Source organism: Zymomonas mobilis, assembly GCF_006715975.1.
Lineage (GTDB): Bacteria > Pseudomonadota > Alphaproteobacteria > Sphingomonadales > Sphingomonadaceae > Zymomonas > Zymomonas mobilis_B.
In genome coordinates this window covers 894,855-919,587 of the sequence record NZ_VFOF01000001.1, presented here as the reverse complement: position 1 = coordinate 919,587, position 24,733 = coordinate 894,855, and the positions used below count along the sequence as shown (strand labels likewise).

General features: G+C 47.8%; 19 protein-coding genes and 1 pseudogene. 14 read left to right on the top strand and 6 right to left on the bottom strand.

Features of this window, described 5'->3' with window-relative positions; translation table 11 throughout:
- Positions 1–42 precede the first annotated feature (42 nt).
- A complete protein-coding gene (locus tag FBY58_RS04030) occupies positions 43–1,056 on the bottom strand; it encodes a cysteine synthase A (RefSeq protein ID WP_141919602.1) in 1,014 nt (337 codons plus the stop codon).
- 147 nt (positions 1,057–1,203) lie between these two features.
- Between FBY58_RS04030 and purL the strand changes: the two genes are divergently transcribed.
- The gene (gene purL, locus FBY58_RS04025; RefSeq protein ID WP_141919601.1) at positions 1,204–3,408 is read left to right on the top strand and encodes a phosphoribosylformylglycinamidine synthase subunit PurL; all 2,205 of its coding nucleotides are present in this window, start codon (positions 1,204–1,206) and stop codon (positions 3,406–3,408) included.
- Between the two features lie 86 nt (positions 3,409–3,494).
- Here purL and FBY58_RS04020 read toward each other — a convergent pair.
- Positions 3,495–4,804 (bottom strand): annotated as a pseudogene (locus FBY58_RS04020) (UDP-glucose dehydrogenase family protein).
- 211 nt (positions 4,805–5,015) lie between these two features.
- Positions 5,016–5,372, bottom strand: coding sequence for a 6-carboxytetrahydropterin synthase QueD (gene queD / locus FBY58_RS04015; RefSeq protein WP_141919600.1), 357 nt, complete (start codon positions 5,370–5,372; stop codon positions 5,016–5,018).
- Positions 5,373–6,042: 670 nt separating this feature from the next.
- On the opposite strand from queD, the gene FBY58_RS04005 reads away from it, so the two are divergent.
- The gene (locus FBY58_RS04005) at positions 6,043–6,282 is read left to right on the top strand and encodes a hypothetical protein (RefSeq protein WP_141919599.1); all 240 of its coding nucleotides are present in this window, start codon (positions 6,043–6,045) and stop codon (positions 6,280–6,282) included.
- A 36-nt stretch (positions 6,283–6,318) separates the two neighbouring features.
- On the opposite strand, the gene rmuC is transcribed toward FBY58_RS04005, so the two are convergent.
- From rmuC to recR, 3 genes are all read right to left on the bottom strand, one after another.
- Positions 6,319–7,665: a DNA recombination protein RmuC gene (rmuC, locus tag FBY58_RS04000; RefSeq protein WP_141920609.1), complete on the bottom strand. Its 1,347-nt coding sequence runs from the start codon at positions 7,663–7,665 to the stop codon at positions 6,319–6,321.
- An 87-nt stretch (positions 7,666–7,752) separates the two neighbouring features.
- Entirely contained in the window at positions 7,753–8,292 is a 540-nt protein-coding gene (gene def / locus FBY58_RS03995; RefSeq protein ID WP_141919598.1) for a peptide deformylase, read from the bottom strand.
- A gap of 22 nt (positions 8,293–8,314) precedes the next feature.
- On the bottom strand, positions 8,315–8,911 hold the full coding sequence (gene recR / locus FBY58_RS03990) for a recombination mediator RecR (RefSeq protein ID WP_141919597.1): 597 nt from the start codon (positions 8,909–8,911) through the stop codon (positions 8,315–8,317).
- Positions 8,912–9,057: 146 nt separating this feature from the next.
- Between recR and fmt the strand changes: the two genes are divergently transcribed.
- The 12 genes from fmt to FBY58_RS03930 all read left to right on the top strand — a co-directional run bounded on the left by fmt (position 9,058) and on the right by FBY58_RS03930 (position 24,608).
- A complete protein-coding gene (gene fmt, locus FBY58_RS03985; protein WP_185738172.1) occupies positions 9,058–9,963 on the top strand; it encodes a methionyl-tRNA formyltransferase in 906 nt (301 codons plus the stop codon).
- Positions 9,960–10,697, top strand: coding sequence for a tRNA pseudouridine(38-40) synthase TruA (gene truA, locus FBY58_RS03980; protein ID WP_141919595.1), 738 nt, complete (start codon positions 9,960–9,962; stop codon positions 10,695–10,697). The genes fmt and truA overlap by 4 nt, the downstream gene beginning before the upstream one ends.
- Positions 10,698–10,711: 14 nt before the next feature.
- The gene (locus FBY58_RS03975; protein WP_141919594.1) at positions 10,712–11,059 is read left to right on the top strand and encodes a DUF167 domain-containing protein; all 348 of its coding nucleotides are present in this window, start codon (positions 10,712–10,714) and stop codon (positions 11,057–11,059) included.
- A gap of 215 nt (positions 11,060–11,274) precedes the next feature.
- Complete coding sequence (gene rimO / locus FBY58_RS03970; RefSeq protein WP_141919593.1) at positions 11,275–12,606, top strand: 30S ribosomal protein S12 methylthiotransferase RimO; 1,332 nt, start codon at positions 11,275–11,277, stop codon at positions 12,604–12,606.
- A 140-nt stretch (positions 12,607–12,746) separates the two neighbouring features.
- Positions 12,747–14,141, top strand: coding sequence for a M17 family metallopeptidase (locus FBY58_RS03965; RefSeq protein ID WP_141919592.1), 1,395 nt, complete (start codon positions 12,747–12,749; stop codon positions 14,139–14,141).
- A 104-nt stretch (positions 14,142–14,245) separates the two neighbouring features.
- Entirely contained in the window at positions 14,246–15,148 is a 903-nt protein-coding gene (locus tag FBY58_RS03960; RefSeq protein ID WP_141919591.1) for an NlpC/P60 family protein, read from the top strand.
- 4 nt (positions 15,149–15,152) lie between these two features.
- Complete coding sequence (argC, locus tag FBY58_RS03955) at positions 15,153–16,091, top strand: N-acetyl-gamma-glutamyl-phosphate reductase (RefSeq protein WP_141919590.1); 939 nt, start codon at positions 15,153–15,155, stop codon at positions 16,089–16,091.
- 171 nt (positions 16,092–16,262) lie between these two features.
- Positions 16,263–17,876, top strand: a complete 1,614-nt coding sequence (locus tag FBY58_RS03950; RefSeq protein ID WP_141919589.1) for a sporulation protein — start codon at positions 16,263–16,265, stop codon at positions 17,874–17,876.
- 345 nt (positions 17,877–18,221) lie between these two features.
- Positions 18,222–19,268: an HlyD family secretion protein gene (locus FBY58_RS03945; protein WP_141919588.1), complete on the top strand. Its 1,047-nt coding sequence runs from the start codon at positions 18,222–18,224 to the stop codon at positions 19,266–19,268.
- A 4-nt stretch (positions 19,269–19,272) separates the two neighbouring features.
- A complete protein-coding gene (rbbA, locus tag FBY58_RS03940) occupies positions 19,273–22,038 on the top strand; it encodes a ribosome-associated ATPase/putative transporter RbbA (RefSeq protein WP_141919587.1) in 2,766 nt (921 codons plus the stop codon).
- 3 nt (positions 22,039–22,041) lie between these two features.
- A complete protein-coding gene (locus FBY58_RS03935; protein WP_141919586.1) occupies positions 22,042–23,169 on the top strand; it encodes an ABC transporter permease in 1,128 nt (375 codons plus the stop codon).
- Positions 23,169–24,608, top strand: coding sequence for an efflux transporter outer membrane subunit (locus FBY58_RS03930; RefSeq protein WP_141919585.1), 1,440 nt, complete (start codon positions 23,169–23,171; stop codon positions 24,606–24,608). The genes FBY58_RS03935 and FBY58_RS03930 overlap by 1 nt, the downstream gene beginning before the upstream one ends.
- Positions 24,609–24,733 lie beyond the last annotated feature (125 nt).

The window sequence follows — 24,733 nt, the reverse complement described above, 5'->3', positions numbered from 1 at the left end:
TAACCGTTCAATCCCAAAAAATTATAACATTATCGAAAATGATTATTTCGCTAACCATTCTGGAACCGGAAGATCATGGGCAATCAGCCAATGATGATTATATAAAGTAGACAGATACCGTAAGCCGGAATCTGCAAGAATGGTAACGATTGTTTTTCCGGGGCCTAATGTTTTTGCCAATTTCATCGCACCCGCAATATTGATTCCGGAAGAAAGCCCAACAGACAGCCCTTCTTTTTGAAGAAGCTGATAAATCTGTGTCAAACCTTCCTGATCGCTAATCAAAAACTGGGCATCCACGGGTGCACCATCAAGATTGGCGGTAATCCGGCTTTGCCCGATACCTTCTGCAATAGAATGGCCTTCGGCACGCAATTCACCGCTGGTATAATAATTATATAAAGCTGCGCCATAAGGATCAGCCAAAGCCACCACGATATCTGCGTTATGCTCTTTTAATCCTAATCCCGTTCCGGCAAAGGTGCCGCCGGTTCCGGCTGCGCAGACAAAGCCGTCAATCTGCCCGTCTGTCTGCGCCCAGATTTCCTGTGACGTCGTTTTGATATGCGCCATCCGGTTCGCCAGATTATCAAACTGATTCGCCCAGATGGCGTTATCGGTTTCTTGAGCCAGCCGCCGCGACATATGAACATAATGGGCACTATTGGAATAACTGGTCTCCGGCACCAACACCAATTCGGCACCCAATGCTTGAAGGCTTGCTATCTTTTCCTGACTCTGTGTTTCCGGCATAACAATAATGGTATGATACCCTTTGGCTGCTCCCACCAAGGTCAACCCAATGCCGGTATTACCGGTCGTGCCTTCAACAATAACCCCACCGGGGGCAATTAAACCCTGCGCTTCCGCATCTTCAATAATCGAAAGAGCCGCTCTATCCTTGATGGAACCGCCCGGATTCGTAAATTCGCATTTGGCATAGATGTTACACCCCGTCAGCTCGCTAGGCCCTTGAAGCCGAACCAGTGCTGTATTCCCGATCATGGAAAGAATATTTTCGGCCTTTTTAGGCGCAGAAGAAGAAGCAGTATTCATAGCGTTTCTTTCATAGCGGAGCTATGGCCGGAGCCAAACAGGGTTTTGACAGAAAACTCTATAGAATATTAGCCACAAGGCATATAATTTTCATTAAAGATAGGTTGGGTGCTGACAGAAAGGTTACACTTCGCTATCGGCTAAAATATGACCGAAGAAAACAGCAGCATAACCGCCGAGACTGTGGCCAGTCATGGCTTATCCCCCGAAGAATACGACACCATTAAACAGGCACTGGGCAGAACGCCGAATTTGGTGGAATTAGGCATTTTCTCTGCCATGTGGTCAGAACATTGCTCTTATAAAAGTTCACGCAAACATTTAAGAGAGCTTCCGACCACAGGCCAGCAGGTTATCTGCGGGCCCGGTGAAAATGCCGGTGTCGTCGATATTGGCGATGGACAGGCCGCCATTTTTAAAATGGAAAGCCACAACCATCCCAGCTATATCGAACCGTACCAAGGGGCTGCCACCGGCGTCGGTGGCATTTTACGCGATGTCTTCACCATGGGTGCCCGTCCGGTTGCGAATTTGAACGCACTCCGTTTTGGTAGTCCGAAGCACCCCAAAACCCCTCATCTTGTTTCAGGTGTTGTCGCCGGTATTGGCGGTTATGGTAACTGCGTCGGCGTTCCAACCGTTGGTGGTGAAGTCAATTTTCATCCAGCCTATGATGGTAATAATCTGGTTAACGCCATGACTGTTGGCGTTGCAGAAACTAACAAGATTTTTTATTCTGCTGCATCGGGTGCAGGAAACCCGATCGTTTATGTTGGTTCAAAAACAGGCCGTGACGGTATTCATGGCGCAACGATGGCCTCTGCCGATTTTGGTAAAGATGCCGAAGAAAAACGGCCAACGGTTCAGGTCGGCGATCCTTTCTCGGAAAAACTCCTCATTGAAGCCTGCCTCGAATTGATGGCTTCTGATGCCATTGTCGCTATTCAGGATATGGGCGCCGCTGGCTTGACCTCTTCCGCTGTTGAAATGGCGTCAAAAGGCGAAGTCGGCATTGAGTTGAATATGGATATGGTGCCTTGCCGCGAAGAAGGCATGACACCTTATGAAATGATGCTTTCTGAATCACAGGAACGCATGTTGATGGTCTTAAAGCCAGGTCGCGAGGCCGAAGCTGAAGCTATCTTCAAAAAATGGGAACTGGATTTTGCTATCATTGGTCGCGTCACCGACAGCAAACATATGGTTCTGACATGGAAAGGTGACACGGTTTGCGATATTCCGTTGGCACCTTTGGCCGATAACGCCCCCTGCTATGATCGTCCTTGGGTTGTAACGCCCAAAGCCAAAGCTTTGGGCAACGTGCCTCCTTCAGGTTCCATCACTGACAATCTGGTAACCTTGGTTGGTTCCCCTGACCTCGCCAGCCGTCGCTGGATATGGGAACAATATGACAATATGGTCGGTGCCGACACCGTCCAATGTCCGGGTGGTGATGCCGCAGTTGTCAGAGTCCATGGCACTGAAAAAGCCTTAGCCATGAGTGTTGACGTTACCCCACGTTACTGCCGCGCAGATCCTGAAGAAGGGGGTAAGCAGGCGGTTGCAGAATGTTATCGCAATATGACGGCCGTTGGTGCCTTGCCATTGGCTTCAACCGATTGCCTGAATTTCGGTAATCCGGAACGCCCTGAAATCATGGGTCAGATCGTCGGCGCGATTAAAGGTATCGGTGAAGCCTGCAAGGCTTTGGATATGCCGATCGTTTCAGGCAATGTTTCACTTTATAATGAAACCCGTCAGGATGATGGCAGCAGCCTTGCCATTTTGCCAACGCCGACCATTGGCGGCATCGGCCTTCTTAGTAATTGGCAGAACAGCACCACGGTTGCTTTTAAAAATACCGGCGAAGAAATCTATCTGGTTGGTAACAGCGGCAAAGGCCATCTGGGTCAGTCTATCTGGCTGCGGGAGATTGCAGGCCGCGAAGAAGGCACCGCACCGACCGTCGATCTGGCTCAAGAAAAATCCACGGGTGATTTTATCCGTGCGATGATTCAAGACAAAATGGTTTCCGCTGTCCATGATATCAGCGATGGTGGTTTGGCTGTTGCTTTGGCTGAAATGGCTATGGCGGGTAACATCGGTGCTACCGTTGAAGCACATGATACGACTTTACCTGAACATGCTTATTATTTCGGTGAAGATCAGGGACGCTATCTGGTAGCAACCTCCAATGCTGTTGCCTTGGTCTCTGCCGCAGAAAAAGCAGGTCTGCCTATCTTCCGCTTGGGCGTTACCGGCGGCAAAGATCTGGTTTTGAACAAGCAAGCCGTTTCGTTGGATACATTAAGAAAATCTCACGAAGCCTTCTTGCCGGAACTGATGCAATAAACAGCGCATATTGCTGAACAGAAAAAAGGGCTTGAACCACAGCGGTTCAGGCCCTTTTTCTTTAATTAAATTGTTTTGAAAGCTGATTAAGCCTCGGAACGGCCAATGCTATGATAAACCAAGCCAGCCTTTTTAGCTTCTTCTGCGGTATAAATATTGCGAAGATCGATCAATAACGGGTTTTTCAACAATCCAGCGACACGCTTTAAATCCAACGCTCGGAAAGCATCCCATTCTGTTACAATAACCAAGGCTTCGGCCTCTTCTGCGACTTTATAAGGTTCATCCTCAAAAATCACATTGGGCAATAACGGGCGTGCCTGCGCTTCACCTTCTGGATCATAGGCATGAATAACTGCCCCTGCATCTTCCAAACCCTGAATAAGAGCCAAGGAAGGTGCATCCCGCATATCATCGGTATTAGGCTTGAAAGTCAGCCCTAAAATCCCGATTTTTTTTCCTCTTATATCTGAACCGATAGCGCGTGCCACTTTTCGTGCCATCGCTCTTTTCCTAATATTATTGGCGGTAACAACCGATTCTACAATACGAAGGGGCGTTGCAAAATTTTCAGCCGTCTTCAGCAAAGCCAAGGTATCTTTGGGGAAGCAAGAGCCGCCATATCCGGGGCCCGCATGAAGAAATTTTGAACCGATACGGTTATCGGCACCAATACCACGGGCAACATCTTGAACATCACCACCCACAACTTCGCAGAGATCGGCGATTTCGTTGATAAAGGTGATCTTGGTCGCCAAAAATGCATTGGCAGCATATTTGATCAACTCAGCGGAACGGCGACTGGTAAAAAGAATCGGCGACTGATTAAGATAAAGTGGACGGTAGATTTCTTGCATAATCTCCCGTGCTTCAGGCTGTTCTGTCCCGATAACAATCCGGTCAGGACGCTTAAAATCACCAATAGCCGCACCTTCCCGTAAAAATTCAGGATTAGAGGCCACCCATATCTTCCGATCGGGGGCAACTTCTCGAATAACCCGCTCGACTTCATCACCCGTTCCAACCGGCACCGTCGATTTATCAACAATAACGGTATTATCAGAAACCGAAGCCGCTATTTCTCGCGCTGCTGCGAATACATAGGATAAGTCCGCATGGCCGTCCCCTCTTCGGGAAGGTGTGCCAACCGCAATAAAGACCGCATCGACATCTTTTACCGAAGCTGCCAGATCATTGGAGAAGGAAAGCCGCCCGGCTTTAACGTTATTGGCTACGATATCGGCAAGACCCGGCTCGTAGATCGGCATAACGCCTTTTTGAAGCAGCTCTATTTTTTCTGGTCATGGTCAACACAGACGACGTTATGGCCAAAATCAGAAAAGCAGGCACCTGAAACCAGCCCAACATAACCGGAGCCGATCATAGTAATACGCATAAAATTCTTATCCTTCTCCATAACCAAATAGGGGCGTCTTATTCAGGTTATTATAATTGCCTTTTGCCAGAGCTGGCTTCCCACGACAGAGGGATAAAGGACTGGAGATATTCAGGAAAAAAAGATTTCTTCTAACGCCTGCTATCTCCAGAAAATTCCCTAAGATCAGTTATTAAAAAGAAAAATGTGACACTGATATGAATATGAAAGGTTAATCACCCAGATATTCTGCCCAGCAATGAGGCGTTTCATAAACCAGCACCGCCGATAAAAGCGGCAGATCACTTTTGATTTTACGCCAGATCCATTGCGCGATATGTTCAGCTGTCGGATTTTCCAATCCCGCAATATCATTCAAGCAATAATGGTCGAGCTGTTTCAGAACCGGCCCAAAGATATGCTCAACATCAAAAAAATCGACAACAAAACCGGTTTTGGGATTAACCGGCCCTTCCAGCCGCAGTTCAACCCGATAACTATGACCATGCAACCGATGGCAGCGATGGGTTTCCGGCACATGCGGGAGACGATGCGCGGCCTCGAAAGTAAAGGCTTGCGTAATTCTCATATTTTTCTCGCGTCAGTTTAGAGGTTGATTCTTGGGTGAATAACCGGAACTTCTAAAATAATATAAGCTTTATAGCGCCAAATCCTGTTAATGTGCGTCTTTTTTCAAGTTAATTTAAAAAAATTAAACATTCAACATTTTATTGTGAAGTAAATTACCTCAATAAAAATGCTAATGATAGTATTTTGCAATAGACAGACGATAAAAGCTCTGATAACTTTCAGATACCCACTAAGAAGGATGAAGGCAGGAAAATGCGGAATCTAATGTCACTTTTTGTTGCAGCGGGTATTTTGGCGATGGCACCGGCAAGCTATGCTGATGCAGCTCCGCCGAGATCAGCAAAAATGAAATGTCAGTGTCACTGTAAAAAAGGATGCTGCCATCACCATTCCGTTCATCGAATGCATCATCACTGATGAACCCAATCCCCAACACTCCAAAAACTGAAAGCTGAGCTCTAATGTCCTAATTCTACCTTACCCTACTCTTTGCAGAATATAGTCAACCCGATAAAGGCCGGATATTTATATCCGGCTTTTATTGTTCCAGAGCTTGTCATCATTTACTCTTATCGAAAAGATGGGTCGTTTCGGATAGATTTTTTCATCGACAAAGGTGTCATCACATGACATTTTCGACGCTGATCCTTTGTTAGGAGAAATCTTTAATGCGTATTCTACTCTCAGCTTTAACCGCTTTAGCCGTTGTAACGACGGCGGCCGTGCCGGCATTCAGCGCGCCTTGCCGCGATGGCCGTGGCCGTTTTGTTAAATGTGGTGTCAGACCAATGCCGCCGAAACGTTGCCGTGACAACCGGGGCAAATTCATGAAATGCGATATCGGTCGGGATAACGACCGTAACGGGCCCCGCAATGATGATCGTGGGCCGGGCAATCGGGGTCACTAATTTCGATAGAGAGGCTGGCGTTAGTCAGCCTCTTTTTTAATCCTTATCATCAACCCGTGGCATAATTTCCAAGGTTGGCAGCTCTTTGATATCTTGCTCTTTGGTTTCGATATTCAGCTCGCGAAATTTTCGAGCAGTTACCAAAACACGGGATTCAAAAGACCCAACGAATCTATTGTAATTTTTGACGCTGTTTTCCAAGCTATTACCCAAAGCTCGCATATGCGTATCAACCTTGGTAATTCGCTCGTATAATTCCTTACCTAATTCCCCAATTTTTCTAGCATTATGGGCAATATCTTCCTGCCGCCACACCGCCGCCACCGTGCGCGCTATCGCGATCAAATTAGTCGGCGTTGCCAATAAAACCCGCTTTTGAAAGGCATATTCCCATAAATTATGATCCTGCTCTAACGCCGCAGACAGAAAATGCTCACCTGGAATAAACATGATAACGTAATCGGGGGCTTCTTTAAACTGATCCCAATAATTCTTCTGGCTCAACCCATCGATATGGTTCTTGATCGCTTTACTATGGGATTGCAGATAAAGTTTACGCTGATCTTCGTCCACTGCATCATAGGCATCTTGATAAGCGTTCAAAGAAACCTTGGAATCGACAACCAGAATAGAACCATTTGGAATCCTGATAATCGCATCCGGTCTTAACCGGCCTTTTTCCGTATTAATGCTGACTTCGGTTTCGAAATCCACATATTCACTTAAGCCACAGCTTTCCAAGACATTGCGAAGCTGCTGTTCCCCCCAACACCCACGGGCTTTTGGTGCCGTTCTTAAGGCATTTACCAGCTTGCTGGCCTCGTTTTTAACCGCCTCCTGCCCTTCTCGCATGGTTGTCACCAAGGCAGTCAGACTACCATATTCGGTCTGACGAAGCTGTTCTGCCTGCTTCACTGATTCTTCATACCGTTTCAGGCTGTCTTTGACCGGCTGCAACAACAATTCTAGCTTGGCTTCGCCTTCTCTCTCAGATTTTGAAAAGCGCATCTGGGCTTGTTCCAAAAACTGGCCATGCGCCTTTTCCAAAGTTTTTGCCGCAAGACTGTCGAATTTTTGCGATAAAGCTTCTTCTGTGGCCTTCAATTGTTCGATTTGCTGACGATAAGCTTTTTCGCGCTCTTCTTCACCGCGTTTATTAGCGGCCTGCTCCGCCATCAATTGCGAAGCTTTTTCACGCCAGCTTTCTGCGGCCTGTTCCAAAGCTGGAATTCTTTTTGCTTGTTCTTCGGTTTTTGCCCATTCAACCGCTTGCTTCTGCCATCGGTTCAGTTCTTCTTTCTGCTGCCGGATAAAAAACAGTAATGGCAAGGCTGCAAAAAGCAGCCCGACCAGAAAGGCGATAAAAGGCAAAACAACGGTCATCATGATTCCATCTTCAAAAAGAAGCCGGAATATCAATGGCCATATCCAGCCTTTCCGGTAACAAGCTTCTTTTGATTGTCGGGGAGATTAATAAGACGATTCTTCCCGCAATTTGCGTTCTTTGACCAACTTTTTCATCAACATGCCACGCTTTAACCGTGACAAATGGTCAATGAATAGAATGCCTTCCAGATGATCCATCTCATGCTGGAGACAGGTCGCCAACATGCCGTCAATGCGTTCGCCATGGGCTTTCCCATCACGATCAAGCCATTTGGCGTGAATCGTCGTTGGCCGTCTTACTTCGCCATATTGATCGGGTACCGACAAACAACCTTCGGTATAGAGGCGTTTTTCTTCACCTTCCGGCGTTAATTCCGGATTGATGAAAACCAACGGATTGCGTTTGGCTTCGCCACCTTCTTCTTCGGGCTGCTGCAAATCGATAACCAATAATCTTTTGGCCACGCCAACCTGAATAGCAGCCAACCCGATACCGGGGGCTTTATACATGGTTTCGAACATGTCATCGATCAAACGCTGCAAATTATCGTCGAAGACCTCAACCGGTGTCGATTTTTCACGCAAACGGGGATCGGGAACTTCCAGAATGGGCAGTAAAGCCATAATTACTTTCTCAAAATAGATTTCAGGATACGGGTCGTCTAGCACGCAAAGCTTGCGCCAAGGTGCCATCGTCTAAATAGTCAAGCTCCCCTCCTACAGGCAGACCATGAGCCAGTTGGGTAATCCGTACCGGATAATTTTCCAACCGATCTGTAATATAATGTGCGGTTGTTTGCCCTTCTAACGTTGCATTCATAGCCAGCACAACCTCTTTGATTTTTCCAGACCGCACACGCTCTACCAAAGACTCTATCGTCAGATCATCAGGGGTAATGCCATCCAACGCCGATAATCGGCCACCAAGAACGTGGAAACGTCCCGAAAATAAACGAGAACGGTCAAGCGCCCATAAATCGGCTACTTCCTCAACGACACAAAGTAAAGAATCATCCCGCTTGGGATCGGAACAGACCGAACAAGGATTGCTGGTATCGATATTCCCGCATTCAGGACAGACAACCAGCGACTCCTGCACCGCGTCCAAGGCCTGTGCAAGATTATAAAGCGCGGTTTCTTTCTTTTTAATCAGATACAGCGCTGCCCGCCGCGCAGACCGAGGGCCCAACCCCGGCAGACAAGCCAGACTTTTGATAAGGTTTTCTATAGGAGAAGCAGACATCCTTTATCAGATAAACATTTATATAAAAATCGGTAGTCCGTTTCCCCTAGATAAAAGGGCAAAAACACGGTTATTTTTTTAGTATTTGTAAAATTACCGCTATTCATCGCTTGCAATATTTCTCCATGCGCGCTTTTTCTCGCAGCATGAAAATTATTTTTATGGGAACTCCCGATTTCGCTCTACCGACATTGAATGCTCTGGTTGATGCCGGACATGAAATAGTGGCTGTCTATTCCCAGCCAGCCCGACCGGCTGGACGGGGAAAAGCACCCCGCCCGTCTCCGGTTGAAAAGCGGGCAACCGAACTGGGATTGGCGGTGCATACGCCGGTTTCGCTGAAAGATGCCGAAACGCAAAGCCAATTTGCCGCGCATCAAGCCGATGTCGCAGTCGTTGCGGCTTATGGCCTTTTGTTACCCAAAGCCATTTTGGAAATGCCGCGTCTTGGCTGTTTGAATGTCCATGGCTCTCTTTTGCCTAAATGGCGTGGTGCAGCGCCAGTGCAACGGGCAATTCTCGCAGGCGACACCGAAACCGGCGTCACTATTATGCAAATGGATCGCGGGCTTGATACGGGTGCAATGCTTAAAGTTGCAAAAACCCCGATAGACCATAAAACCGCTGAATTTTTATCTGATGAAATTGCAGAGATCGGCGCAAATTTGATGGTGGAATTTCTGGCACAGCCGGAAAATCACCCCCCCGTTCCACAGCCTGAAAGCGGTGAAAGCTACGCCGCCAAAATTGACAAAAGCGAGGCCTTACTCGATTTTTCAAAAGGCGCGGTGCAGGCCGAAAGACAAGTTCGAGCTTTTGCCTCAAAACCGGGCGCTTTTTTCCTCTATAACGAAGAAAGAATTCGGGTTTTGGAAGCCGCCGTCAAAAATCAGGCGGGTAATGTTGGCGAAATTCTCGACGACAATCTGCTTATCGGCTGCGGAACAGATTCTCTTCAACCCGTCATTGTCCAACGTGCCGGACGTAAAGCTATGAAGCTGGAAGATATGCTTCGTGGATTTTCAATTCAGCGCGGAACCCAAATTTCATGACCCGTTTTCGTCTAACGGTCGAATTTGATGGCCGCAATTTCATGGGATGGCAAAGGCAAAAACACGGGGCAACCATACAGGGCTCTATCGAAGAAGCTGGTGCCTCTATCGCTGGACAACCAACACCTGTTATGGCTGCCGGTCGAACGGATGCCGGTGTGCATGGCTTGGCGATGACCGCTCATATTGATGTTGCCCGCGAATTTACGCCTTTTCGCCTTATGGAAGCGCTCAATGCACGTCTAAAACCTCGCCCGATTGCGATTTTATCCTGTGAAGAGGTCGATCCCGAATGGCATGCCCGCTTTTCCTGTATTGGTCGCCGCTATCTTTATCGGATTATCAATCGACGACCACCGCTGACATTGGAAGCCGGACGGGCGTGGCATGTCATCAAACCGCTTGATGCAGACGCCATGGACGTCGCCGCAAAAAGACTGATCGGCCTTCATGATTTTACGACTTTCCGATCGGTGCATTGCCAGTCAAGAAGTCCGGTCAAAACGCTTGATCGTCTCGAGGTCAGACGGAATGGCGATGAAATCGAAATCATCGCGGCGGCCCGTTCTTTTCTCCATCATCAGGTGCGCTCAATGGTCGGTTGCCTCGTTTTGGTCGGCCAAGGCCAATGGACAGCCGATGACATGACCACCGCTTTGGAAGCCTGCAACCGTGCTGCCTTGGGATTTAACGCCCCACCAGATGGCCTGTATTTTACGCAAGCGGTTTATTGATTATAAGAAGTCCTATGACACAACCAGAGACAACGCAGAACGAAGAATTACCCTATACCCCTGTGGAAAACGGTATCCGTCTGGCGCTTCGGGTGACTGCCCGCGCCAGCAAAACAGGCATTACCCAGCTTGATAAAGATAGCGCCGGACGGGGGTTGTTCCGTATCCGTGTTGCAGCCCCTCCGGTTGAAGGCGCTTCCAATAAAAATCTGATGGCCTATCTATCAAAAAGCTTTTCTGTTCCCAAAAGCGCGGTCAGCATTGAATCCGGTGAACATTCAAAGATCAAGATTCTGCTTCTCAAAGGCGATGTGCAACGGCTGACCGAAATAGCAGAAGATTTTATCACCAAGGTAAGCTAAGTAAAAAACGCTTTATCTTCTGATAAAACCTATCGAATATCCGGCTTCAAAGATTCTTTTGAGCCATAGATTGATGCCTTTTTTCAGGCTGATTGAGAATATCTCGCCTTATATCTACATATTTTGGTCGGGATGGATATAGGCACAGACTATTAAGCAGGCTTTCAGAAAACCTCTCGCCAAGAAAACGGCAATAATTTATTGGCTATCCATACATGATAAAAAAACTCCCATCCTCTCCGAAAATCGGCATGGTCTCCTTGGGCTGTCCGAAAGCCTTGGTCGATAGCGAACGTATTCTTACAAAGTTACGTTCGGAAGGCTATGACCTCTCTTCGCAATATGATGATGCCGATGTGGTCTTGGTCAATACTTGCGGATTTATCGATTCCGCCAAGGAAGAAAGCCTCGATGCTATTGGCGAAGCCATTGCCGAAAATGGTCGGGTGATTGTTACCGGCTGCCTTGGTCATGAATCTGATCGCATTCGGGAGCGCTTCCCTGATATTCTCGCCATCACAGGGCCGCAACAATATGAAGAGGTTGTGTCGGCGGTGCATGACGCAGCCCCGATCGAAGCCTCGCCTTATCTCGATCTGGTGCCGGAACAGGGCTTAAAATTAACGCCTCGTCACTACAGCTATCTGAAAATATCTGAAGGTTGTAACCATCGTTGCAGCTTTTGCATCATCCCTTCCCTGCGTGGTGATCTAGTCTCGCGTCGGGCAGATGCTATTTTGCGGGAAGCTGAAAAGTTGGTCGCCGCTGGCACCAAAGAATTGCTGGTTATCGGACAAGATAGCTCAGCCTATGGTGTTGATCTCCGTCACCAAGAATATCGCTGGAAAGACCGGATGGTCAGGGCTGACCTCACTGATCTTGCACGGGGATTGGGTGAATTAGGCGCATGGGTCAGATTGCATTATGTCTATCCCTACCCCCATGTTGACCAACTGATTCCGTTAATGGCTGACGGCCTTATCCTGCCTTATTTGGATATTCCGTTCCAACATGCGTCTCCCTCTGTTTTAAAACAGATGAAACGTCCGGCGAATGAAGTCAAAATCCTCGACCGCATCGCAAAATGGCGCGAAATGGTGCCGGATATCGCCCTTCGTTCCAGCTTTGTAGTCGGATTTCCGGGTGAAACGGAACAAGATTTCCAATATCTTCTGGATTGGATGGATGAAGCCCAACTCGATCGCGTGGGTGCTTTCCGCTTTGAAGCGGTCGCAGGCGCTGCTGCCAATGCTTTCGAGGGCGCGGTTCCCGAAGAAGTCAAAGAAGAACGCTATCAACGCCTGATGGAAAAAGCAGCTCATATCTCGGCTGCCAAATTACAGGCAAAAATCGGACGCGATATTCCTACCATCATCGACCGCACTGATGGCGAAGGCGGTGCTTCAGGGCGCAGCTATGCTGATGCCCCTGAAATTGATGGTGAAGTCCATCTTCGCGATGCTGAAAATCTGCAAATCGGCGACATCGTCACTGTCCGTGTCGAAGATGCCGATGAACATGATCTTTTCGGTGTAGCGATATCGTAAAGTTACGCAGGTAACAGCGGGTATCTGCCTTTTATATCTTTTTTAAAATTCTAATTATGAATTATAAAAGAAAACCGGATTTCAGAACATTTTGAAATAGTAATTTTTTATTATTTCAAAATGTCTAAAGGAGCGTAAAAATGCGTCTGTTTAAATCTTTACTGGCAGTCGATAAAGGACAACCGGCACAAGAAATAATACCGGTCACGTCTGACGAATTCGAAATATTGTTAGCCAAAAACAATGCCGATTTTGCGACCGCTGCCCAATTAGCGCATTTTTCCGGTCAGGCCGGTGAATCCTTGCTGTTACCTGCTAATGACAAACAACCGGCGCAGATTTTAGTCGGTGTCAGCGAAAATAACTCAATCTGGGATCTGGCAAAGCTGGCCAGTCTGTTACCCGAAGGCACTTATCGTCTGCGCTCTGGTAATGTCGAACGGCTCGCCCTTGGATGGTTGCTGGCACAGCATCATTTCGACCGTTATCGTTCTGATCCGCCTGCCCGTCGTTCTTGTGTCCTGTTGGTGGATGCAGATCAAAGCCTCGTTGATGAAATCGTCGCCCAAGCCGAAGCCACCGCTTTGGTGCGTGATCTGGTCGATACGCCCTCTTGCGATTGCGGGCCTGCTGAATTGCAAAAGGCTGTGGAAGAAATTGCAACCGTTTTTCAGGCAATTGTTACGACCACCCATGGCAAAGAATTGGACAGCAATTATCCTATGGTCGCGGCTGTCGGACGTGCCGCCGCCCCACATAGAGCGCCGCGCCTGATCGAATTGCAATGGGGACGTGCCGATCACCCCAGAATAGCTATTGTCGGTAAAGGCGTCTGCTTTGATTCCGGCGGACTGGATATCAAACCGTCTTCTTCAATGCTTTTGATGAAAAAAGACATGGGGGGCGCAGCCCATGCCTTGGCATTGGCCTATCTGATTATGGCGATGAAGCTTCCTGTTCGGCTGCATATGGTCATTCCAGCCGTTGAAAATGCTGTTTCGGGCGATGCCATGCGTCCGGGTGATGTACTGAACAGCCGGAAAGGCACCACGGTTGAAATCGGCAATACCGATGCTGAAGGCCGTTTGGTCTTAGGCGATGCCTTGACCAAAGCTAGCGAGCCCCAGCCTGAACTGATTATCGACTTTGCCACCCTGACGGGCGCTGCTCGTGTCGCTTTAGGTCCCAATCTACCGGCCCTCTTCTCAAATGATGACCAATTGGCACAACAGCTTGCCGATGCCGGAAACAAGGTCGAAGACCCGTTATGGCGACTGCCTTTATGGGCTGACTATCTGACCATGCTGAAATCCACGATAGCCGATATCAATAACGCAGGCAGTGGCGGCATGGCTGGCGCGATTACAGCAGCCTTGTTCTTGCAAGAATTTGTCGGTGACTCCATCAAATGGGCGCATTTTGACACCTTCGCATGGCAAGCTGCTCCCAAAGCGGGTCGTCCCAAAGGCGGTGCAGCTTATGGACTGCGTGCCGCTTGGCAGATGTTGAAAACGCGCTTCATCCAAAACGGGTAAAAATTTTTTATAATTAGAATAATGTTTGATTAATTTATCTAGGAATATCAGGAGATAGGAACACCTTTTTATTCAATAGGCTTATAGAGTGAGGACGAGGGAAGATGACCAAAGTTAAAAAAGAAATACCTGTTTTTTGTCTTACGCAGAAATCATCTTCCCTAGACCCTCGAACCCATGCTTTTAAAGACGGGTTGGCTGATATTGCTTTAGCCGGAAGTGTTTTTTCTTCTCACTACGTCAAACCTATTATTCGTTATTGCGGGTCAACCGCCTGCCTTGTGCAAAAAAGCCTTAGCGATGATAGCCCATCCGTCAGCCAACTTTTACCTGGTGAAGCTTTCGCTGTTCTAGAAATATCGGATAACTGGGTCTGGGGTTACAGTCTTGCCGATCATTATGTCGGCTATTTGCCCTTAAAGGCCTTATCCACGGCTTCTCTTTTAGAGGATAAATCCTCTTATATTGTGACTGCCATGCAAACGATCGTTTTTTTACAAGCTGACATCAAATCACATCCCCTTCACTTCTGGTCTTTAGGAAGCAGTTTTCAAGGCGAAGAAGATGGCGATTTCATCAAAAGCGAAGCCGGATACATCCATAAACGTCATTGCTGCTTGTCAGATGATTTAGGCAAAGAAAACTCTGATCCGGTAACCTTTGCGGAAAAGATGGTCGGTTTACCCTATCTTTGGGGCGGACGCGGTGCGGGTGGTATTGATTGCTCCGGCCTTGTTCAACTCAGCCTGCTTATGACCGGACGAAAAGCCCCCCGTGACAGCGATATGCAGCGTAGCCTTTTGGGAAGCGAAATCCCTTCGGATAGCCCTTTATTGCGCGGTGATTATATCTTCTTTTCAGGCCATGTCGGTATTATGGCAGATGAAAAAACGCTGCTTCATGCCAATGCCTTCTCGATGAGTGTGACGCTTGAAGCTTTGTCAGATGTTGTTACACGCTTATCACAGACACACCCCTCGCCTATTCTGGCACGGCGGAGATTATAATATTATGACTGCTCTTTTTATTGATGGTGGCGCGGGTACGACCGGCCTTGAAATTCGCCAAAGACTGGCTAGCCGGCCTGAATTTTCGATTATCACGCTAAGCGAAGAAGACCGCAAAAACAAAAACGCACGAGAAGAAGCTTTAAATCAGGCTGATATCGTTGTTTTATGCCTGCCGGATGATGCCGCAAAAGAAGCGGTCTCGATGGTCAAAAATCCAAAAACGCGGATTGTTGATGCCTCAACGGCCCATCGGACAGCCAAAGATTGGGTCTATGGCTTACCTGAACTGACCAAAAACCAAAAAGAACGTATCCAATCTGCACGGCTTGTGGCCAATCCTGGCTGCTATCCCAGCGGCTTTTTGTCTTTGGTTCGCCCCCTGACCGAAGCGGCGCTTATCTCCGATCAACAATTGCTCACGGTTCATGCCGTCTCCGGCTATTCCGGCGGTGGACGGAAAATGATCGAAAGCTATGAATCCGGCGAGAAACCCTCTGCTTTCAAAAGCTATGCGCTTTCTCTCAAACATAAACATATTCCAGAAATGCAGCATCATGCTGGTTTAACCATGCCGCCGATTTTCTCTCCGGCGGTGGCGCCCTGCTATCGTGGTATGCTTGTGCATGTGCCTTTATCGGCAGGTTTATTATCCCAAAAGGTCAGCCTCGACGATATCTATCAGGTTATGGCAGCGCATCATCAGGATTCCGCCACCATCCAAGTCCGCCCCTTGTCGCAATCCACCGATATGTCGCAGATTGAAATCGAACATTGTGCGGATACTGATCGGATGGAATTATTCATTTTCGGCAATGAAGATACCGGACAAATTTTGTTGGTCGCGGCCCTCGATAATCTCGGAAAAGGGGCTGCTGGTGCCGCTGTGCAAAATATCAACCTGATGGCAGGTTGCCCTGAAACTAGCGGTTTACGCTTATAGGCTTGCCTCGAGATAGCTTGTTCCAGACGGCTCTTTTTATCTTTCAGGACGGTCTTGAAACAAGCTATCTCACCTCTTTAATAGGTGATTTTCGATTGTAAGGTGGCCTTCGAATAAACAACATGTCCTCTGTAGGATAATTCTCCCCGCTTTGCTAAAAAGAGCCCTATTTTGAACGCTTTTCTGAAAATAACGACTATTGCCTCAACCTTCGTTCTCGGTGCGACATTATGCTCTGCCGATATCGTCAGCGACCGCTTTTCTGCGGTCACGAGCGCAGAGCAGGCATTCCGTCAACAGCCTGATAATTCAGAAGCTCAGTTCAAGCTGGGGCGCGCTTATTTGATGGCGGGACGCTATATTTCGGCGTGGCAATGCCTGAATAAACTGGTTGCGCGCGAACCTTCTAACGATAAAGCCCGCCTTTATATGGCGCTGGCTGCTATCGGCACGAATAACAAAAATGCCGCGCAACGTATTCTGGCACCGATAACCAAGGTATCCCCTGTCGATCTCGGATTGGCTTTGGCCTTGGCGGGGGAACCGACCGAAGCCATTGCAAAAATGGAACCTCTTTTATCTTCGCCTTCAAACTCCGCCAGACTCCGCCAAAACTTAGCCTTTGCTTATGTTATGGCTGAACGTTGGAATGACGGATCTAAAATGGCAGGGCAAGATTTACCCGCCGATCAGGTCAATGCCAGACTGACCCAGTGGAGCCGCATTACTCGTGAAAAGAATGGCGCGCTGCAACTTCAGGCTTTTATCGGCGTTCCACCCGCGAAAGATTACGGTTTTCTTTCTCCAGCACAGGCAACAACCACCGCCGCAGTTTCAGTCACTTCGCCAAAAACAGTCGCAGCTGTCGCGCCCCCCCCCCTGATGCCTAGCCCAGCTACCGCATCGTCACCCGTTACAGTCACACCTTCTACCGCACAGCAAAAACCGGCGATCATACCTACGCAACAACCGGTCATTCTGGCAAAGCCAACTGAAGTTGCGCCTGCGCCCCAAGGCAGCACACAGCCAGCTGCCTTACCCGCTCCCGTGACGACAACGCCTTCTAATCCGTCTGCGCCATCCACTATCGCCGAAATAGATTTACCGTCTTCTGCCCAAAATGCTGTTCCCGCGGAAAAACCAGTCACCAATAACGATACTCACCGATCGAACAGCGACGATCCCGTAATCGCTCCCATTGCCGCAGAAAAAGAAAAAACGACCCCACGATCGCAAATCACCCAGACAGAAATAGCCACCAAAAAGCCGCTCAATCTGCCGATGAAAGAAATCCTTGCTGAAAACAGCAAGAAAACCAATCCATCCAAGCCGGTGTCTCTGCCCTCTTCCAATCCGACGGATAGAAAAGACACTCCATTGAAAGACAAGCTTGCCTTAAAAGAAGCCGCGTATTCTAAAAAAGAAGACAAGCTGATAGGTCAGGACTGCCCATCCAGTATATCAACCACCCAATCTTGCCATATGGTGACCTCTCCTGCAGTTCAATTGGCAACGCATAAATTACCGATATCTCCAGCGGTCACTGACCAAAGCAATAAAATGCTAAGAACTATACAGGCAAAATGGCCTGTCGCTGCCAAATACAAGATAATAACCTACAGCGAATCAGGCAGTCCGGTTTACCGCTTGCTACTCACGGGTTTTTCCTCTGCCAAAGAGGCACAGGAAAGTTGTAACGCTCTTATGCAAAAAGAAATCCCCTGCGTCCCTTCCAGCTATAAAACCGCTGTTCGCAGTCCAAAAATTAATAAAAAAACGAAATAATAGCGCTTCATTTTCAGAATATTTTTGCCTGAATGCGCCCCAAATATACAGGGGCGCAATGCTTTATTATGCCTAAAATTCAAGCTTTGTCGGTGTTCTCTTCCCGCAATAGAGAGACAGGGTGTCGACTTTACCTTTACTTTTCCAAAAACTCATCTCTTCTACAGAATTTCATTGTTTCAAAATATATCTAATTGAATATTCAGATCAGTAGAAGAATAAATAATTAAAATTACACTATATTTTTAAAAAATTATGGCTTGTCATATTTTTTATCAATGATACTCCACAGTACATATTTGATTATTTCTTATTTAACATAATACAAAATAAAAGTTTTATGACATGGAAAACCAGAAAAAAGACGCCTCCAAACCACAGCCTTCATCGGAACAGGCCCCGCCTCACAAGTCTGGTAAGCTGTGGGTTATTCTCGGATGTATTCTGGTGCTTTGTGTTGCCCTAGCGGGTTTCCGCCTATGGCATTATTTTGAACATAAAAATGACCTGCCGCCCCATATAGAAGGCAGCAACGGGCGGCTGGAAATGACTCGCTTTGATATTGCCGCCAAATATGCCGGACGCATTAACGAACTGTCCTTTAATGAAGGCGATTTGGTCAAATCAGGACAGATACTCGCGCAACAGGATGATGCCGAAACACGCGCTCAACGGGATGCCGCACAAGCCAATCTAGAACAAGCACAAGAATCGGTGCATCGTGCAGAAGCCGAACAGGCAGCAGCACATGCTGCGGCGGCTTTGGCCGCAAAGGAACTGATGCATACAAAACAGATGGCATCTCAGTCACTGGTTTCGGATATGGAGTTACAAAACAGCCAGACCGCCTACACCACCCGCAGCCTTTCAGAACAAGCCAGCCAACATAGTGTGGCCGCTGCGAAAGAAGCCGTAAAAGCCGCCTCGGCACAGATCGCTCGGTTAGATGCAACGCTTGCTGAAATGACTATTCGCGCCCCTGTCAGTGGACAAATCGAATATCGAGTGGCGGAACAAGGTTCTGTACTCGGTCAGGGCGGCAGACTGGCTTCCTTGCTTGATCCTTCGGATATTTATTTGACGGTGTTCTTCGAATCTGCCGTCGCAGGCAAGCTACATGTCGGTGATGAGGCACGCATAAAACTGGATGCTTTGAACAAAACGCTCATTCCGGCACGAATCTCTTTCGTCTCTCCCGAAGCTCAATTCACGCCTAAATTTGTCGAAACAAAAACCGAACGGGAAAAACTGGTCTACCGTGTCAAGCTTCGCATCATGCCTGATACCATCCGTAATCTTGACGGTATTTTAAAGGCTGGCATGACCGGCATCGGCTATGTCCGAACCGATCCTTCTGCCCAATGGCCGACCTTAAAGCAGGATCGGGGATGATACGATGGCAGAAAGTTTTGCCGGTTCCGATCCGGCTGTTTCTATCCACGATCTAAGCCATTATTATGGCCAGAATGAAGCCTTGCGCCAAATCTCTCTAGATTTACCCGCGGGGAAAACAATCGGATTGGTTGGGCCTGATGGTGTCGGCAAATCTACCCTTTTGGGCATCATTGCTGGTGTCAAACGTCTACAAAAAGGCAAGGTTATCACCCTTGGGGCAGATATAGGTCAAAAAAAACAGCGCGAAGCGGTTTTGCCTCGGGTCGCATTTATGCCACAGGGCTTAGGGCATAACCTCTATCCGACCTTATCTATCCAAGAAAATATCGACTTTTTCGCACGGCTATTCGGGCTCGATGCCGAATTTCGTCATGCTCGTATCACCCAGCTATTAGAAGCCACCAGCCTTGCGCCTTTTTTTGACCGTCCCGCCGGGAAGCTATCGGGCGGTATGAAACAAAAGGTCAGCCTTTGCTGCGCCCTTGTCCATAATCCTGACCTGCTTATCCTTGATGAACCGACAACAGGTGTCGATCCTTTGTCGCGGCAACAATTTTGGGAATTGGTCGATACGCTACAGGCGGGCAATCCTTCTATGACGGTTATCGTTTCGACCGCCTATATGGAAGAAGCCGCCCGTTTTTCATGGCTTGTGGCGATGGATGACGGAAAAATTCTGGCAAGTGGACAAACCGATGATATTTTAAAAAAGACCGGACAACCCACTGTCGAGAAAGCCTATATTTCTCTTCTTCCAGAAGAAAAACGCACGCAAGCCAGCGGTTTTTCGATTCCACCCTATCAAAATAGTGATTCAGAGCCCGCCATTGAAGCCAATGGATTAACTTGCCGTTTTGGCTCTTTTACGGCGGTTGATAATGTCAGTTTCCGTATCGGACGTGGCGAAATTTTTGGTTTTCTAGGTTCCAACGGTTGCGGCAAATCGACGACGATGAAAATGTTGACTGGCTTGCTGGATGCAACCAGCGGTACGGCCAAGTTATTCGGCAAACCCGTTTCCAGCAGCGATCTCAATACGCGCATGCGGATCGGCTATATGTCTCAGGCTTTCTCGTTATACGAGGAATTAACGGTCAGACAAAATCTGGTGCTCCAATCGCGTCTTTATCGGGTCGCTGAGAAAGAAACCGAAGAACGCGTAGATAATTCGCTCGATGATTTTGAATTGCGCCCCTTTGCCAATATCAGTCCAGCTGACTTACCTTTAGGTATCCGGCAACGGTTGCAGCTTGCCGCCGCTTGTATCAATACGCCTGATATTCTTATTCTGGATGAACCGACCTCCGGCGTTGATCCAGCGGCTCGGGATATGTTCTGGCATCATTTGATCGACCTTTCCCGTAACAAGCATGTCACGATTTTTGTATCGACCCATTTCATGAATGAAGCGGCCTGCTGCGATCGTATTTCGTTAATGCATCGCGGCCATGTTCTCGCGGTCGGCACGCCTGAAGAGCTCATGCAAAAGCGGGGTGAAAAATCCTTAGAAGCCGCCTTTATCGACTATCTTCAAGATCAGATGTCACAAGATAAAGACAATAAGAACAACACAACTACGCCACAGAATTCACTACAAAATATTTCGTCTCATTCGTCCAAAAAGGCTCCTTCGTCACTGTCGCAATGGCTATCCTATACTTGGGCTTTTGCCAGACGGGAAACGATTGAATTATTAAGGGACAGATTACGGCTGGCTTTTGCGATTGCGGGACCCATTATTTTGTTGCTGGTGTCGGCATATAGTATTTCTTTCGACGTCAACAAAATCAGCTTTACGGTCTGTGATCAGGATCAAACCAATGAAAGCCGTGCCTTGGTCAAGGTTTTTCAAGGTTCGTCCTATTTTACAGAAACGGCGGCGTCTTCCGGTATCGCTCAAATGAACAAGCGTCTCAGCGATGGGACAGCGCAAATGACACTCGATATCCCTGCCGGATATGGACGAGATATCGAAGCCGGACGGCATCCTGCTATCGGTATTGGTATCAGCGGTGCCATGCCTTTTCTCGGTGCCAATATTCAATCCTATGCGACCAATGCTCTGCTGCAATATGCGCAATTATCGGCACAGCAATTAACGCATAAAGGGCCTTCGACATTGCCTTTTTCTATCGAACCTCGATTTGTCTATAATCAGGAATTTCTCAGTATTTATACGATGGTACCTGATACCATCATGCTGGCTTTGATCCTTATTCCGACAATGTTAACGGCTCTTGGGGTTGTACGTGAAAAAGAAATTGGCTCAATCGTCAATCTCTACGCATCTCCGGCATCAACCCGACAATATCTTATCGGAAAACAGTTGCCCTATGTTGCGATTGCGATGTTTGCCTATTTATCGCTAGTCGTGTTGTCGGTCACGCTTCTTGGTGTTCCCTTAAAAGGCTCTTTTTTGGCTCTCACCTTAGGGGCTCTCTTATATAATCTGGCCGCAACAGGCCTTGGGCTTTTAATCTCTACCTTTGTCAGCTCTCAAGTGGCAGCCATTTTTGGCACCGCCATCCTGTGCTTGATTCCTGCGGTCAATTTTTCGGGACTACTGTATCCCGTTTCGACTTTAACCGGCATTTCCTACCATGTGGGACGCTGCTTTCCGGCCTCATGGTTCCAACTTATCAGCCTTGGTTGTTTTACCAAAGGGCTCGGCTTTCCTGCCTTTCTCACGATGTATGCAGCTTTAACCGGATTCGCCGTTCTGTATCTGGGACTGGCCTGCATCCTGCTCCGTAAACAGGAGGTATAAGAGATGAGACGTTGGTTTATAAATGTCGCTCTTTTATGCGCCAAAGAATTCAGAAGCCTTTTATGTGACAAGGTTCTGATTATCCTTATTATTTTTGCCTTTACTGGCGGTGTTTTGGCGGTTGCGGATGGCGTCAAAGTCGAGGTCTCAAATGCGACCGTGGCCTTTATTGACCATGACCATTCCACCCTTTCTAATCGGCTACGCGATGCAATTTTACAGCCCTATTTTAAACCGCCTGTCCTGACAAACACTCAACAGGCTGAAGATGGCATGGATAAAGGCGATTATATTTTCGCTGTTGATATTCCGCCTAATTTTGAAAGGGATGTCCTCGCAGGCAGGTCACCCGCCATACAACTTCGGGTTGATGCAACGGCCATGACGCAGGCGGGATTGGGAACGGCTTATCTTACGGAAATTTTTTTCCGTGAAATCCAGTCAGCGATTCCCCTCGCCGCCATCAGCTCGGCACTCCCTTTCCAGATTAACAGCAGGATTTATTTCAACCCCAACACAGAATCCTATCCCTTTATGTCGGTGATGCAAATCGTCACTAACATCACCATGCTTTCGATCATTCTGGTTGGTGCGGCCGTCATTCGTGAAAAAGAACATGGCACAATTGAACATCTGCTCGTTTTGCCTGTCAGCCCCAGCGAGATCGCCATGGCTAAAATTATCGCTAACGGCTTCGCTATTTTTATTGCCTCCATGCTATCGCTTTGGCTGGTGGTGCATCTTTGGCTGGGTGTCCATTTGTCTGGATTAATCATCCTCTTCGCCCTTTGCGCCTTGCTCTATTTATTCTCTGCAACGGCTTTGGGCATTATGTTGGCAACGGTCGCCCCGACCATGCCGCAATTCGGTCTATTGGTCGTGCCAGTCTATGCTGTGGCCTATCTTCTCTCTGGCGCAGCTACGCCAGTCGAAAATATGCCGACCCAGATACAAGATGTTGTCCGCTTTCTTCCGACAACTCAATTCGTCAATCTGTCACAAGCTATTCTTTATCGTGGTGCCGGTTTTGACGCCATTACGATGCCTTTAATTGCTATTATCGCTTCGGGGGCTCTGTTTCTTGCATTCGCCCTTATCCGTTTCCGTTCCATGCTCACGAGCCAGTCCTGATGAAACCTACGTTTATCAAAAAAACATCCCTTTATTCGGGATTCATCGCCACCCTCATACTGGCTGCATGTTCGCCATTCAAAACACCGGTGCCCCCTTCAAAGGTCGCCGTACCGGCTCAATTTTCGCAGGCGACAGCGGGGCAGCCAAGCGACATATCGCGATGGTGGCTTGCATGGAATGATCCTGATCTGACGCAAGTGATCGAAGACACATTGAAGGCCAATCTCGATCTTCGTATTGCCCGCGATCATATTCAGGAAGCAAAAGCCGGATTTAAAATGACGCGGTCGGCTTTATCACCGACGATCGGCATAACCGGCAATATTGCGGGCGGTGGTACGGATTCCCGTAACAGCTATCTCAATGCTTTCAGCCAAGATTCCAGCGATCCGACAACGGCTGGTCATATCGCGGGTGTGACAGCCTCTTGGGAGCCGGATCTCTTCGGCGCGCGCCATGCCGATGCGAAAGCTGCCGAGGCCGTTGTTTTGGGGCAAGAAGCCCAACTTCATCAACTACAAATGGCAATCGCCGCCGAAGTCGCTAGTTATTATACGGAAATACAATGTCTTCGTAAAAGGCTGACACTCCTTGACCAGCGCATTGCCATTCTGGAAAATTTAAAAAGCTATGTGCAAGCAAGATTTAACGCCGGACAGGCGACTTTATCCGATATAAAGAGCCTGAATGAAGCGATAAAAATCCTACACAGCTATCGCCCCGACATCGAAACTGCCATTGCCGCATCGGTACGACATATCGCAATTTTGGGTGGTCGCTCACCAGAAAACGCGCAGATAAAAATATCATCGGAATCGATTACCCCAGCGGCTCCATCGGGAGAACTACCGGACACCGTTTTACATCGTCGGCCCGATGTCGCTGCCGCAGAAGATAATATCACAGCCGCCTTAAACCGCCTTAAAAGTGCTAAGGCCGATATGCTTCCTCGTTTTGGCCTCCAATTTTTTGGTGGTGACGGAAGAATTCGTTTTTCAGGCCTATCAGGTTTTTCTAATTCGGGCGGAATTATTGCTTTAACTAGCTATCTTCCAATTTTCACCGCTGGGCGGGTTCATGCCCATATCGCCTTAGAAGATGCCAAGCTTGATGAAGCCGTAGCCCTTTATGATAAAAAACTTTTGGCTGCCCTAGCTGAAGTTGAAAATGCCTATCAGACACGGACAAGCCAAGATCAACGCATAGAGCAGTTGTCAGAAGCACTGGCTACAGCAACGCAAAACACCACAATCGAGCAAGGACTCTATCAGGGCGGAAAGCACACATTTAAAAATGTGCTTGATGCTCGATTAAACAAAATTGACAAGGCCGATAGCCTTATTCAAACAGTTTATCAGCAACAAATGGCTACTATTAATTTATATTATGCCCTGGGTGGTGGTTGGAGTAACGATATTCACCCTATTCAAAAATAGTCAAATAAATCTTATATTTTACTTAATAAAAAGGATTTCCGTTATGTTTAAAATCATGGTTTTCCTTTTTGTTATTGAAAATAATTTAATAAAAATTGAATTGTTATCTTAAGTGAAAATCATAA

Excerpts from the sequence above, each read along its gene's own strand:
- FBY58_RS03975 (WP_141919594.1), top strand. The coding sequence starts at position 10,712 with ATGACACAACCAGAGACAACGCAGAACGAAGAATTACCCTATACCCCT.
- def (WP_141919598.1), bottom strand. The coding sequence starts at position 8,292 with ATGGCTTTACTGCCCATTCTGGAAGTTCCCGATCCCCGTTTGCGTGAA.
- argC (WP_141919590.1), top strand. The coding sequence starts at position 15,153 with ATGACTGCTCTTTTTATTGATGGTGGCGCGGGTACGACCGGCCTTGAA.
- rmuC (WP_141920609.1), bottom strand. The coding sequence starts at position 7,665 with ATGACCGTTGTTTTGCCTTTTATCGCCTTTCTGGTCGGGCTGCTTTTT.
- rimO (WP_141919593.1), top strand. The coding sequence starts at position 11,275 with ATGATAAAAAAACTCCCATCCTCTCCGAAAATCGGCATGGTCTCCTTG.
- fmt (WP_185738172.1), top strand. The coding sequence starts at position 9,058 with ATGAAAATTATTTTTATGGGAACTCCCGATTTCGCTCTACCGACATTG.
- FBY58_RS04030 (WP_141919602.1), bottom strand. The coding sequence starts at position 1,056 with ATGAATACTGCTTCTTCTTCTGCGCCTAAAAAGGCCGAAAATATTCTT.
- FBY58_RS03930 (WP_141919585.1), top strand. The coding sequence starts at position 23,169 with ATGAAACCTACGTTTATCAAAAAAACATCCCTTTATTCGGGATTCATC.
- recR (WP_141919597.1), bottom strand. The coding sequence starts at position 8,911 with ATGTCTGCTTCTCCTATAGAAAACCTTATCAAAAGTCTGGCTTGTCTG.
- FBY58_RS03935 (WP_141919586.1), top strand. The coding sequence starts at position 22,042 with ATGAGACGTTGGTTTATAAATGTCGCTCTTTTATGCGCCAAAGAATTC.
- truA (WP_141919595.1), top strand. The coding sequence starts at position 9,960 with ATGACCCGTTTTCGTCTAACGGTCGAATTTGATGGCCGCAATTTCATG.
- FBY58_RS04005 (WP_141919599.1), top strand. The coding sequence starts at position 6,043 with ATGCGTATTCTACTCTCAGCTTTAACCGCTTTAGCCGTTGTAACGACG.
- FBY58_RS03965 (WP_141919592.1), top strand. The coding sequence starts at position 12,747 with ATGCGTCTGTTTAAATCTTTACTGGCAGTCGATAAAGGACAACCGGCA.
- rbbA (WP_141919587.1), top strand. The coding sequence starts at position 19,273 with ATGGCAGAAAGTTTTGCCGGTTCCGATCCGGCTGTTTCTATCCACGAT.
- purL (WP_141919601.1), top strand. The coding sequence starts at position 1,204 with ATGACCGAAGAAAACAGCAGCATAACCGCCGAGACTGTGGCCAGTCAT.
- queD (WP_141919600.1), bottom strand. The coding sequence starts at position 5,372 with ATGAGAATTACGCAAGCCTTTACTTTCGAGGCCGCGCATCGTCTCCCG.
- FBY58_RS03945 (WP_141919588.1), top strand. The coding sequence starts at position 18,222 with ATGGAAAACCAGAAAAAAGACGCCTCCAAACCACAGCCTTCATCGGAA.
- FBY58_RS03960 (WP_141919591.1), top strand. The coding sequence starts at position 14,246 with ATGACCAAAGTTAAAAAAGAAATACCTGTTTTTTGTCTTACGCAGAAA.